The following is a 13,795-nucleotide window of genomic DNA, read 5'->3' as shown; positions in this document are numbered from 1 at the left end:
CGAGTCATGAGTCACGAGTCGAAGGATTGAAGATGGCAAGGATTGAAAAGTTCGAGGATATCGAAGCATGGCAGCGGGCAAGACAGCTCGCCAAAGCTGTGTATGCCGTCACGTCGAAAGGAAAGTTTGCTCGTGATTTCGGACTGCGTGACCAGATTCAAAGAGCAGCCGTTTCGGTGATGTCCAACATTGCCGAAGGATTCGAGCGTGGCGGAGATGTTGAATTCCGGCGATTCCTTGCCATCGCAAAGGGCTCTGCCGGTGAAGTCAAAGCACAGCTCTATGTCGCTCTTGATGCCGGGCTAATCGATCAGACTGCTTTTGACTCGCTTTACAAATCAGCCACAGAAACTGGAAACCTCATTGGCGGTTTCATGCGCTATTTGAGTCGCGAGTCTACGAGTCGAGAGTCGCGAGTCAGAAGCAAAACAAAGAATCGGAGTAACGTATGAGCGAAAAATACAGACAGCAACAGACCATGTTCGAGATAGAAGGACCCGCGACCCGCGACTCGGGACCCGTGACCTGCTTAGGCATGACCTTCGAGAACGACGAGGCCCGCCGTGCCCACTTTACCGAGGAGCTGCGCAAGAAGCTGCGTGACCCGGAGTTCCGCAAGATCGAAGGCTTTCCCATCGGCAGCGACGAAGACATCCTTGCCTTGAGCGACCCGCCGTACTACACCGCCTGTCCGAACCCGTGGATTGCGGATTTTATCGCCGAGTGGGAGAGGGAAAAGTTGGCGAGTAACGAGTTGCGCGTTAAGAGTGAGGGCGACCAACTCGCAACTCCCAACTCGCAACCCGAAACTCATTATCACCGGGAACCCTTTGCCTCTGATGTAAGCGAGGGGAAAAACGACCCGATATACAACGCGCACTCCTACCACACCAAGGTGCCGCACAAGGCCATCATGCGCTACATCCTCCACTACACCGAGCCGGGGGATATCGTGTTTGACGGCTTTTGCGGAACTGGCATGACGGGTGTGGCCGCGCAGATGTGTGGCGACCGCGAAGTGGTCATGTCTCTTGGCTACCAGGTGAAGCCGGACGGAACCATTTTACAGGAAGAGATTGATGACGATGGCAAAAAGGTCTGGCGGCCGTTTTCAAAACTGGGGGCTCGTAGAGCCATCCTAAACGACCTATCCTCTGCCGCAACATTTATTGCTTATAACTACAATACTCCCGGCGAGGTTTCCGAGTTCAGTAAACAAACTAGAAATACGTTGAAGTCCATCGAGAAAGATCTTGGATGGATGTACGAAACCAAGCACAATGATGGTCGTATTGGAAAAATTAATTATGTCGTGTGGTCCGACGTTTTTCTCTGCCCAAGCTGCACCGGAGAGGTCGTTTTCTGGGAAGCGGCCGTCGATAAAGACCTTAAAAAAATCAACGATGAATTTAAATGCCCCCATTGTTCTACAAGCCTGAACAAGAGAAGCGTTGATCGTGCTTGGACTACCAAATATGACGAGGCAATCTCTGAAACTGTAAAGCAGATTAAGCAAGTCCCTGTATTTATTAATTATTCAATTAGCGGAAAACGCTTCAACAAATCCGTAGATGAATTTGACCTCCGATTAATCGAAGAAATCGCAAATACCAAAATCCCATACCCATTTCCTACGACTCCTATTCCAAAAGGTGACAAAACTGGAGAACCTTTGAGAATAGGGATAACTCATGCACATCACTTTTACACAAGAAGAAACCTGTTTGTTTTGTCGGCCCTTTGGTCTGCGTATGAAAACAACCCAAAAGGAAGACTGGCGTTAACATCAGTTCTGATCAAAACAGCCAGCTTACTGCATAATATTGGGCTGAAAGATGGGAAAATAAATCTTGCTGGCGCTCTTCCGAATGCCATGTACATCCCATCAAATCTGGCAGAAAGAAACCTATTTCAGCTTATTGATGGAAAGATCGAGGATTTTACGCATGCGAACCTTGAACGAATCAAGGCCAGACAGGTCGTCACACTTGGTTCTCTTAGCGCCCCATACATAAGCAATTCCTCGTCGAGAAAGATTGATTACATTTTTATCGACCCCCCGTTCGGTGCCAATTTGCATTACTCCGAGCTCAGCTTCCTTTGGGAGGCATGGCTTGGCATCGTAACAAACAATGAACACGAGGCCATAGAGAACAGAACACAGGGGAAAAAGATTGATGACTATCGATCTTTAATGACCGATTGCTTCAAGCAAGCGTATTAGACGCTACGACCTGGAAGGTGGATGACTGTTGAGTTTTCTAATACCAGTTCTTCTGTTTGGAATAGCATCCAAACGGCTTTAAGTGATGCTGGTTTTTTGGTTGGGAATGTTTCTGCTCTGAATAAAGGGCAAGGTACTTTCAATGCGCAAACAAACCCAACCTCTGTCAAACAAGACCTCGTTATCTCCGCCTACAAACCCAATGGCGGTTTTGAAGAGCGCTTCCAGAAAGAGGCGCAAAGCGAAGAAGGCGTTTGGGATTTTGTCCGCACACACTTGACGTATCTGCCGGTCACCAAGCAACAAGGAGCCTTGCTGCAGTTCGTCCCGGAGCGCGATCCACGCATCTTGTTCGACCAGATGGTGGCCTACTACGTGCGAAAGGGTTACCTTGTACCGATCTCCAGCCAGGAGTTCCAGATCGGATTGGCGCAGCGCTTCACCGAACGTGATGGCATGTATTTCCTGCCTGATCAGGTAGCCGAATATGACCGTAAGAAGATGACCTCGGGTGAACTCAAGCAGATGACAATGTTCGTCTCAGACGAGGCATCCGCGATCCAGTGGCTCCGCCAGCTCATCAAGGAAAAGCCGCAGACCTTTTCCGACATCAACCCGCAGTTCATGCAGCAACTGGGCGGCTGGAGCAAGAACGAGGCCCAGCTCGACCTGCGCGAACTGCTGAACCAGAACTTCCTCTGCTACGACGGCAAAGGCCCCGTCCCCGAGCAGATCCACGCCTACCTCTCCACCAACTGGAAGGAACTGCGCAACCTGCCCAAGAATGACCCGGCGCTGGTGTCCAAAGCCCGCGACCGCTGGTATGTGCCCGATCCCAACAAGGCGGGCGACCTGGAGAAACTGCGCGAAAAGGCACTGCTCAAGGAGTTCGAGGAATACAAAGAGGTCAAGAAAAAGCTAAAGATTTTCCGCCTGGAGGCTGTCCGCGCTGGATTCAAGAAAGCCTGGCAGGAGCGCGACTACGCCGTCATCGTCGCCGTGGCCGACAAGATCCCCAACAACGTCCTGGAAGAAGATCCCAAACTGCTCATGTGGTACGACCAGGCGGTAACACGGATGGGAGGGGAATAGGTATGCACTTCTATTACCTTGATGAAGCTGGCTGTACTGGCGAAGACCTTAACAACGACCAACAACCAGTTTTTGTATTGGGTGGTGTAAGTGTACGTGACGAGGGCTGGAATAAAACCCAGGAAGATTTCGCCAAAATCCTCTCGGATTATTTTGGCGGTAACATCCCAGACAACTTTGAATTGCATGCCGAGCAGTTACTATCACCCAACGGTGATGGACCATTTCAAAATCATGACCGAGAACGGCGAAGCCAGCTAGCTAAGACAGTCCTGACCCTACTGAATACCAGAAGCCACGACGTACATATTTTCGCCATCGAAAAGCAAAAACTTGCAACAGAAGTATGCGCGGCTGAGATGACCTACAACCTAAAGGCACCTTATCTGGTCGCTTACGATTACCTTCTTACTCACATCAACTGGTTCGTAAAAGAAAGGCTTGGCCGTTCAGCAAGGGGCATGTTGATAATCGACGCGAAAGAACAATTTCATCCCGATATAGAAGCAATCACAAGATATCGGCGATTTGAAGACACTGCTGCACATCGAATCAAGTGGATAGTTGAATTCAGTTACCCGGTAGATTCAGAAAAGAATCCTATGGTTCAGCTCTCAGACCTAGTCGTCTTTTGCTCGAAAAAGTTTTTTGAAATTGAGGCAGGTTACAGGAATGGCTATCCGGCTGAAGCCAAGCGCTTCTTTGCCGAGTGCTTCGAGATCATCGACAGTCGAAATTCGAAAAAGACTTTGGTCACGAGAAATGGTCGCAGCATGGAGCATCTCAATAACTACCTCAACGCTGTTCAGGCCAAGCCATCGCGTCAATGGAAAAGGAAATACGGACTGGTATGAATGGTATTTGGCAATACAGCACCGTTCATAACAGCGCTTGCAAGGTCATCGAAGAACAGACCTTGTGGGGGCAGACGGTGTGCCGAGTCTGGTTGCCGAACCAGGACGCGGTGGTGCGCGTGCCCCGCTCCGCTTTGCGGCCGTTGAGTGCCGACCTGCGGCCAGAGATCGAGGCCGGACGCATTGCCTATGTGGCCGCCGCAGCCAAAGTAGCCGAGGTGCTTGAAGGCTCCACCAACGCCACCGACGGTCATGTGCTGCTGGCTCCCATGGAGTCCAACGTCATTCCGCTGCCGCACCAGATCCACGCCTTGTCCCGTGCCATCTCCGGCGACCGCGTGCGCTACCTGCTGGCCGACGAGGTGGGTCTCGGCAAGACCATCGAGGCCGGTCTGGTCATGCGCGAGCTCAAGCTGCGCGGGCTGGTTCGGCGAATCCTGGTTGTCTCTCCCAAAGGCATCGCTACCCAGTGGGTGGCGGAAATGCAGACCCACTTCAACGAGCAGTTCCAACTCGTGCTGGGCGACGACATCGGCACCTTGCAGCGTCTGGCTCCCCAATTTGGAAAAGGGGCTGACCACCGGAACTCAGCTTGGTCGATGTTCGATCAGGTCATCGTCTCCCTGGATTCAGTCAAGCCCATGGACAAACGGCGTGGTTGGACCGCCGAGCGCGTTGCCGAATACAACCGCAGCCGATTCGAGGATCTGATTACCGCCGGTTGGGACCTGGTGGTGGTGGACGAAGCGCACCGCCTGGGTGGCAGCACCGATCAGGTCGCCCGCTACAAACTCGGCAAAGGGCTGGCGGAAGCCGCGCCCTATGTGCTGCTTCTTTCGGCGACTCCCCACCAGGGGAAGACAGATGCCTTCCACCGCCTGATGAACCTGCTGGATGACGACGCCTTTCCGGATATGGACAGCGTCTCCCGCGAGCGGGTGGCCCCGTATGTCATCCGCACCGAAAAGCGCAAGGCCATCGATGCCGACGGCAAGCCGCTCTTCAAACCCCGGCGGACGCAGATGGCCCCGGTGGCCTGGGAGAGCCGTCATCACCTGCAGCAGCTTCTTTACGAAGCGGTGACCGACTACGTGCGCGAGGGCTACAACCAGGCCCTGCGCGAGAAGAAGCGCCACATCGGCTTTCTGATGATCCTGATGCAGCGCCTGGTGGTCTCAAGCACCCGGGCGATCCGCACTACGCTGGAACGGCGACTCGCCGCACTCAAGGAAGGTGAACAGCAGGCCAGTCTGCGCCTGGCGGAGCTGGAAAACGGCACGGAGGGATCGGATAGCCCAGACGATGAAATGGCCGAGCTTTACGACATGGACGGCCAGGAGCTGCTCGATGAGCTGCTGAAATCCCACGTGTCGGCTCTGCAAAGTGAAGGCAGCCATGTAGAGACCCTGCTGGATGCGGCGGTTCGCAGCGAACAAGCTGGACCGGACGCCAAGGCCGAGGCGTTGATCGAGTGGATCTACGAGCTGCAGGCCGAGGAAAACGAGCCGGACCTGAAGGTGTTGATCTTCACCGAGTTCGTGCCCACCCAGCAGATGCTGAAGGAGTTTCTGGAAGCCCGGGGGATCTCGGTGGTCACCCTGAACGGCTCCATGGATATGGAGGAACGCAAGCAGGCCCAGGACGCCTTCCGCAAGTCGCACCGCGTGCTGGTTTCCACCGACGCGGGCGGTGAGGGTCTGAACCTGCAGTTCGCCCATGTCATCATCAACTACGACATTCCCTGGAACCCGATGCGGCTGGAACAGCGAATCGGCCGCGTGGACCGTATCGGGCAGCCCAAGAAGGTGCGGGCAATCAACTTCGTGTTCGAGGATTCGGTCGAGTTCCGGGTCCGCGAGGTGCTGGAGCAGAAGCTCTCGGTAATCTTCGACGAGTTCGGCATCGACAAGACCGGCGACGTACTCGATTCCGCCCAGGCCGGTGAGCTGTTCGAGGATGTGTTCGCCTCGGCCATCCTCAATCCTGATGGTATCGAAACCTCCGTCGATCACACGGTGGCTCGACTTCGCGATGAAATTCAGCAGGTGCGCGAGGCCTCCGCCATCTATGGCATCTCCGAAGAGCCGGATGTGCAGGCTGCTGAGCGTCTGCGTTCCCATCCTCTGCCCCATTGGGTGGAGCGGATGACGGTGGGCTATCTCAACTCTCACGGCGGCGCGGCCAGCCGTAAACGTTCCTGGTGGGATCTGAATTGGCCGGACGGCCAGGAGCATCGCAAGGCCGTGTTCAACGCCCGGGAAGCGGACCGTCTGACCGACGCGACCCTGCTCAATCTTGAAAACAGCCGTGTCCGTGGGCTGGCCTTGAACCTGCCACAGATCGCGGCTGGCCAGCCCTTGCCATGTGTTAGCGTAAGCGGGCTGCCAGCCAGCATCTCCGGACTCTGGGGGCTCTTTGAGATACGCCTTCAGGCCGGAATGCACCAGAAAACACAACTCCTGCGCATCCCCATGGTGCGGCGTGGCTATGTCAGTGTGTTCCTGAGCGAGGAAGGCAAACTGTTTCTGCCCACGGCCCGGCATATCTGGGATGCGCTGCAGACAGCGGAAGCCCAGGTGCAGACCACCCTCGGCCAGGATGAATCCATCATCGCCCATGAGAGCTTGCAGATTGCTGCCGAACAGGCCGGACAGGAGCTATTCGACGCCCTGCAGCAGGCGCACCTCGCCTCTGTGGCTCGCGAGGAGGAACGTGGAGTCGTCTCTTTTGCCTCGCGCCGCAAGGCCATCGAACGGGTTGGATTGCCGGAGGTGCGACAATTCAGACTGTCCCGTTGCGATGCGGACGAAGCCGAGTGGCGGCATGAACTGCAATCGGCAAGGCAGATTGTGCCGGAAATCAGGCCGCTGCTGATGCTGCGGATTGTCAAAGGAGGCGCTCAATGAGTAGTTGGCGAGACGCCATCCTGAACGACTTTGTACCCAACGTCAGCAAACTGACCCTGGTCGCAGACCCGGATTGCCTGCTGACCGAAGAGAAGCTGGCCTTGGAACTTCGCGGGCGCGGCTTCGACTTGATCGAGTTCAGTGACCCGGTCGAATTCAGATACGCCTATGAGTTCAAGTACCGTTCGATCTGGGACCGGGGTGAGCACACCGATCTGGTGGTGGTCCTCCGCTTGCAGGATGCGGAGCTGGAATCGTTGCCTTACGACCTGCTCCAGGCGGGCCGCAAACTGTCGTTCAACCTGGGGGATCTCTTTCCCAATCTGAGCTACCCGGTCATCGAGAAGCTCGACCGGAGCTTGCTGGATTCGCTTTTTGAGGCCCAGCGTAAGTCGCCGCCGGATCGCATGGGCGACAACGCCACCAAGGATTTCATTCTCCGTCATGTGTTCGGCATTGCGGCGGAACTGATTGTGGGCGAGGTGGAGCTGCTTCGCGCTTTGCTCCGACTGCACTACGGTAAGCTTCAGCTTCCGCTGATGCTGGCCGAGCGGCTCATCCAGGTTCTCAAAGGTCATGATGGGTTCAAGGCCTGGCCGCTCTCCGAGATCGTTCCGGACGATGAAGCCTTCTTCGCCTTTTTGCAGGAACGCTGGCCGCTCTTTCTATCAAGGCTCGGCAGCGCCAATCAGGTGCGGGAAGATTCGCCGGAATACGGCCTCAAATATCCCGGCCCTGACCGCCTGCCGTTCGACCATCAGGACATCAAGGTCTATATCGACAACTTGTTCCTGGAAGGGAAACTCACCCCAGTCGAGGCCAAGGACATTGAAGTGGACGCCGGGTCCTGGGTTCGAAGCGGCATCGCCACCTCCGGCGTGGACGATGACGAGCTGCGGATCTCTCGCTTGTTTGGCCTTGTCGAGAAGGAGCTGCCCACTGCGGAAGCGCGTTACTCGGACTGGACCGCCTTCGCATTGAAATGGGCCGAACTCTCTGCGCTGGTTCATTGCGGCAACAGCACCGAGCATCAGACCCGTCTCAGGGAAATCGGCGATGCATTAAACACGACCTTTGCCGGTTGGTTGACCGATCACTACTCCAGCCTGATCAACCTTCCGCCGACCAATCCGGCCATGCTCCACCACGTGCCGCGCCGCCTGGCTCGGGACATCGAGGACTCCGGTAGTAGCCGTGCTGCGCTGATCGTGGTCGATGGCCTGGCCCTGGACCAATGGGTGACCATTCGCCAGCTTCTGCAAAAGCAGGACGCCAATCTGGTCATGCGCGAATCCGCAACCTTCGCCTGGATTCCGACGCTGACCTCGGTATCGCGGCAATCGATCTTCTCGGGCAAGCCGCCGCTCTATTTTCCGTCATCCATCAACTCGACCAACAGCGAAGAGAAACTTTGGAAGCAGTTCTGGGAAGGCCATGGCCTGTCCCGGCTGGATGTCGCCTACCAGCGCGGACTTGGCGACGGTGATGCTGCGGGCGTCCTCGACTCCGCAATCCACCCCGGGAAAACCAAGGTGGTGGGGCTGGTCGTGGACAAGGTCGACAAGATCATGCACGGCATGCAACTCGGCTCGGCCGGGATGCACAATCAGATCAAGCAGTGGTGCCAGGGTGGATTCCTGGCTTCGCTTGTCGACCAACTGCTGGAATACGGCTATGAGGTCTGGCTGACAGCCGATCACGGCAACATCCAATGCGACGGCAAAGGCCGCCCATCTGAAGGGGTGATTGCCGAAACTCGCGGCGAGCGGGTTCGTGTCTATCCCACGCCGGAACTCCGCGCTCAGGTGGCTGGGGCCTTCCCCTTTGCCCACGAGTGGCAGCCGGTCGGGTTGCCCGCAGATTATTTCCCTCTGGTAGCCGGTGGCCGCGACGCATTCGTGAATCCGGGAGATGCCATCGTAGGTCACGGCGGTGTAGCCATCGAAGAAGTCATCGTGCCCCTTGTGAAGTTTGAAAGGAGAACACGGTGATGGGCAAAAGACATGAAGCCATTGGCATCAAGCAGGCGATCCGTTTCGAGTGGATGCAAAAGGCAGCCAATCTGCTGCTTGCGGGGCTCGAGGCCAAAACCATCCGTCAGGAGCTGCATGAGTTCCTCGCGGACCGAAAAGGCAATGGCTCCGAGGGCGAACGAAGCGATCAGACCCGGACCTTTGTGGTGAACAACCTGATGAAGATCTGGGTCTCTCCCGACCCCGAGTTGATTCCATTCCGGGATGCCTCACTGGCGTTTTTGCGGGAAAACCCGTCCATGGCCTTGGCGATCCACTGGGGGATGATCTCGGCAGTCTATCCGTTCTGGTTCAATGTGGCCCGGCAAACCGGCCGTCTGCTGGCCTTGCAGGACCAAGTGACCCAGACGCAGATCATCAACCGCCTCAAGGAACAATATGGCGACCGGCAGACCGTGAGCCGCTACGCGAGATTTGTCATCCGTTCCTTTGTGGCCTGGGGAGCCTTGAAGGATTCCGAGGCCAAAGGCTGCTATGAGAAAGCCGCTCCGGTGAACATTGCCGAGCCAAACCTGGCCATCCTGATGTTCGAATCCGCACTCCTGGCCACCCCGGAGGCCAAGGGCGCATTGGGTCTGCTCCTGAACAACCCGGCATTCTTCCCATTTCAGCTCCCCGTGTTGACCGGTGATTTTGTATCCCAACGCAGCGACCGCATCGACGTGGTTCGCTATGGGCTGGACGATGAGTTGTTGAAATTGAAGGACAAATAAATCAGGGACGGGACGTGAATGCCTTGGACTTCGGAACACACTAAATGGCTGGTCGACACCGGTGAACGACTGAAGACCGCCGACGGCAAGGAGGTCGAGGTCTGGGAGTTCCGTCATGAGAACGACGAGGCAGTGCTCTCTGCCTGGGTCAGGCATTTTCGGAATCACTACTGCTTTGACAGCGAGATCGATTACTGGCGCAGAGGGTACAAGTGCTCTCGCGGAGAGTATCTCAACACCATAAAGTTCCCGGACCCAAAAAATGCCCCAGGACCCAGTATCCGCGCTGGCGACTTTGGAGAAGTACTGGTTGCCGATTTTCTTGAATACCTGCTTGGCTACTGGGTTCCACGCACTCGTTATGGCGACAAAACCATCCGGAACGAGTCGACAAAAGGCAGTGACATCATCGGCTTTCATATCGTCAAGGATGGCAAAGCCTCTTCGAAGGATAGGCTGGCGATCTTTGAAGCGAAGGCGCAATTCTCAGGGAAGAAGGCCAAGGCTAGACTTCAAGATGCTGTAGATGGCTCAGCAAAAGACATCACACGGAAGGCGGAGTCTTTAAATGCGATCAAGCAAAGGCTGCATGGTCGGAATGAGCTCGATGATGCCGAAAAAATTGAGCGTTTCCAAAACCAAGTAGATCACCCATACAAGGAAGTTTATGGGGCTGTCGCGCTCTTTGAGAATCCGCTTTTTGACGACCACCTGACATCCTCGACCGATGCATCCTCTCATCCGCATTCAGGTGACCTTGCGTTAGTGGTTATCAAAGGGGATCAGATGATGGCACTCGTCCACGAGCTCTACAGGAGGGCTGCGGATGAGGCCTGAACAGAAATCTCAACTCCTGCTGGGCGTCACCCGGTCAAAAGCAAAGATGCTCGAGTACGGCGTACCGGAAGAGCATCACATCAAGATCACCCAAGATCCGGCCAAGCTCTTCACCATTTCGATTGGCCTGCTTGGTGACCTCGCCGCCGCCATCAACCGGGAGGAGCCAGACCCCGATTCCCTCGCAGAGCTAAAAAACAATCTGCTATTTTCCGCCCGCTTTTTCGACTCCTACCTCCAATCAAAGCTGAACGAGACACTTGATCCATACCTCGTGCTTCTGGGCTCCGCCTCCTATTACCTGTGTGATCTTCCCGGAAGCGCGTCGGTATTGGCGAAGCGCATCAATGGTGACTGTCCTGATCTGGATGGCGATAGTTTGGAGGACCTGTTGCTCTGGTTGCTGCAGGCCGATCTGGGAACCTATTTTGATGGAGCTGAGGGGCCGTTCGGCGGATTCATCGACGGGATTTCAAAGTGGATTCTCCAGTTTTTTGAGGATGGGAACGGCGAAGAAAATCTCCTCGATTTGGCCACGAAGCTGCGGGACGCCGTCTATGAATTCGGCACGCCCAGGCAGCTTCTGTTTGGTGATGTGATCGCGGCCGTTCTGAGGAAAAAGCTGGAAAACTCCGCCTGGAAGGCTTTGCCGTCATATTCCGGGCTGCCCCGAGACAAATGGCTCCATGCGCTGCAAAAGGATTCGTTCATCAAGGAACTCTGGCCTGCACAACACCTTTTGGGCCAGGCGGATGTTCTCAAAGGCGAGTCTGCCATCGTTCAAATGCCCACCAGCGCTGGCAAAACGAAGGCAACGGAGCTGATCCTTCGAAGCGCGTTTCTGGCCGACCGCGTGTCACTGGCCATCATCATCGCCCCGTTCAGGGCACTGTGCCATGAGATCAAGAACAGTCTCGTCGAGGCATTCCACAACGAACCCACCAGGGTGGATGAGTTATCCGATGCCCTACAGACCGACTTCGAGATTGCCGAACTCTTGGGACACCAACAGGTCCTGGTCGTAACCCCCGAGAAGCTGCTCTACGTTCTTCGGCACGCTCCGGAGCTGGCTGCCCACGTTGGCCTGCTGGTTTTTGATGAAGGCCACCAGTTCGACAGCGGCACCCGAGGCATCACATACGAGCTGCTCCTAACATCGCTGCGCTCCATGATTCCTGAAAAAACCCAGAAGGTGCTGATCTCAGCGGTCATCAGCAACGCCGAGGCTGTTGGAAAATGGCTGAACGGGGAGCCCAATGTCGTCGAAGGAACAACTCTGATTCCGACTTTCAGGTCGGTCGGGTTCGCAAGCTGGCTCGATCAGTTGGGAAGGATCGAGTACGTCGACAGCCGTGACGCCGAACAAGGCGAGTTTTTCGTTCCGAGGGTGATTGAAAGATTCAATCTCGGGAAAAGAGGCAGAGAGCAGAAAGATCGTCACTTTCCAGAGAGGGACGATGGCCAGGCCATTGCACTCTATCTCGGTATAAAACTGACCCCTAATGGAAGCATCGCCATCTTCTGTGGCAGAAAATCAACAGCGACAAGCATCTGTGAAAAAGCGGTAGAATTCATTGATCGTGGTATTCCGCTTCCACTCCCACAAGAATTCTCAGATCGAAGGGAGGTTGAACGGCTCCATTACCTCCATGTTGCGAATCTTGGACCTGAAGCATCGGCTTCAATGAGTGCCGAGCATGGCATATTTTCTCATCATGGCAATACACCACATGGCATCCGCCTTTCAGTGGAACACGCTATGCGTGAAAACCTCGTGCGGTTCGTTGTTTGCACCTCCACACTGGCGCAGGGCGTAAATCTCCCAATCCGGTACCTCATTGTTACCAGCGTCTACCAGGGCATGGAGCGCATCAAGGTTCGCGATTTCCACAATCTCATTGGCCGAGCGGGCCGAGCCGGGATGCATACTGAAGGCAGCATTTTGTTTGCCGACCCTATTGTGTATGACAAGCGCCGCAACCGAAAAGACGGTTGGCGGTGGGATATAGTCAAGGAGCTGCTTGATCCAACCAAGTCAGAGGAATGCGCAAGCAGCCTCTTTCAACTGATCCCTCTGGTTATCCGGAATGACCGTACCAAGTCAAAAGACAAAAAGAATCATTCGTTGACATGGGACATCCTGTCTTTTGCCAAAGCTCATATAGCCGGGTGGGATTCCCTGAATGAAATTATCAGCAAGATTGCTAAACAATACGGTGGAAACGGTTTCACGGTCGATGCGGTTAAACCGCAATTCGAATTTTTCAGCCTGACTCTCGCCTCCATCGAAGGCTTTCTTCTCTCCAACTGGGATGCTGTTGATAATGGGCTGACGGAGGCAGACATTGCTGATCTCGCGGAACAGACATTGGCGTACTTCTTGGCTGATGATGAGAAACGGGAACAGATTCAAGAATTGTTCAAGCTTCTGGCGGAAAACATATCAAAGAATATTACTGACGTTAATCGGCGGAAAGCATTTGGCAAAACACTCTATGGTGTCAATGATGCCAAGGCGATTGAGGGGTGGGTTCAAGATAACGCTGATGAACTTCTTGACGCCCAAAATGGAGACGAAGCTCTTGACCTCGTGTGGCCATTAATAATGGGGCATGTACACAACAAAGCTTTCAATAAGTTCGACAAGAAGGACGTCCTGAAAGAAATTACGAAGAAGTGGATTTCAGGAACTCCATTTCATCAGCTTTTCAGAATTGCCGACAATAATAAATGCAAGCTCGGTAAGGGAAAGAGGCCCAGGAAAGTCAAAATCGAAAATATCATTGATATCTGCGAGGGTGGTCTTGCCTACGATGGGGCTCTTCTTGTGAGTGCATTGTGTGAATTTGTAGAAATGCTGGACCGCGAAGGAACAGGTGACCCGATCAATCGTCTCCAAATTTTCCAAAAGCGACTGAAATATGGTCTGCCGACCGAAACCACCATTGCCCTTTACGAGCTTGGCTTTTCAGACCGCGTCATCGCTCAGGACCTTGCCGCATCCTTGAACCTGGCAGCGACTCAGAAGAAGGATCTCGTGAAGGCGCTGAAAAAAGACCGGGACGGAGCCAATGCGGTGATGGAAAAATACCCAAGATATTTTCAGGAGCGAATGAATGAACTCATGTAACGGGAA

9 protein-coding genes are annotated in these 13,795 nt (G+C 54.7%); all 9 read left to right on the top strand.

The window, feature by feature from the left end:
- The first annotated feature begins 32 nt into the window (after positions 1 to 32).
- From BR00_RS04985 to BR00_RS04945, 9 genes are read left to right on the top strand one after another with little or no spacing between them, the layout of a single operon-like run.
- Positions 33 to 452 (top strand): four helix bundle protein, encoded by a 420-nt coding sequence (locus BR00_RS04985; RefSeq protein WP_496476513.1) that lies wholly within the window; start codon positions 33 to 35, stop codon positions 450 to 452.
- Positions 449 to 2,224, top strand: a complete 1,776-nt coding sequence (locus tag BR00_RS04980) for a DNA methyltransferase (protein WP_496476512.1) — start codon at positions 449 to 451, stop codon at positions 2,222 to 2,224. The genes BR00_RS04985 and BR00_RS04980 overlap by 4 nt, the downstream gene beginning before the upstream one ends.
- A gap of 21 nt (positions 2,225 to 2,245) precedes the next feature.
- Entirely contained in the window at positions 2,246 to 3,316 is a 1,071-nt protein-coding gene (locus BR00_RS04975) for a hypothetical protein (RefSeq protein WP_496476511.1), read from the top strand.
- Between the two features lie 2 nt (positions 3,317 to 3,318).
- Entirely contained in the window at positions 3,319 to 4,170 is an 852-nt protein-coding gene (locus BR00_RS04970; RefSeq protein ID WP_496476510.1) for a DUF3800 domain-containing protein, read from the top strand.
- Complete coding sequence (locus BR00_RS04965; protein ID WP_496476509.1) at positions 4,167 to 7,076, top strand: DEAD/DEAH box helicase; 2,910 nt, start codon at positions 4,167 to 4,169, stop codon at positions 7,074 to 7,076. The genes BR00_RS04970 and BR00_RS04965 overlap by 4 nt, the downstream gene beginning before the upstream one ends.
- A complete protein-coding gene (pglZ, locus tag BR00_RS04960; protein WP_496476508.1) occupies positions 7,073 to 9,067 on the top strand; it encodes a BREX-3 system phosphatase PglZ in 1,995 nt (664 codons plus the stop codon). The genes BR00_RS04965 and pglZ overlap by 4 nt, the downstream gene beginning before the upstream one ends.
- Positions 9,067 to 9,822 carry a hypothetical protein gene (locus tag BR00_RS04955; RefSeq protein WP_496476507.1) on the top strand — a complete coding sequence of 252 codons (756 nt, stop codon included), beginning with the start codon at positions 9,067 to 9,069 and terminating at the stop codon, positions 9,820 to 9,822. The genes pglZ and BR00_RS04955 overlap by 1 nt, the downstream gene beginning before the upstream one ends.
- 18 nt (positions 9,823 to 9,840) lie before the next feature.
- On the top strand, positions 9,841 to 10,659 hold the full coding sequence (locus tag BR00_RS04950; RefSeq protein WP_496476506.1) for a Hachiman antiphage defense system protein HamA: 819 nt from the start codon (positions 9,841 to 9,843) through the stop codon (positions 10,657 to 10,659).
- Positions 10,649 to 13,789 carry a DEAD/DEAH box helicase gene (locus BR00_RS04945; protein ID WP_496476505.1) on the top strand — a complete coding sequence of 1,047 codons (3,141 nt, stop codon included), beginning with the start codon at positions 10,649 to 10,651 and terminating at the stop codon, positions 13,787 to 13,789. Before BR00_RS04950 ends, BR00_RS04945 begins: the two co-directional genes overlap by 11 nt.
- The last annotated feature ends 6 nt before the right edge of the window (positions 13,790 to 13,795 follow it).

Source organism: Thermodesulfomicrobium thermophilum DSM 16697, assembly GCF_059568695.1.
Note: the sequence above shows the minus strand (reverse complement) of the source record. Positions and strands in the feature narration are given on the sequence as shown.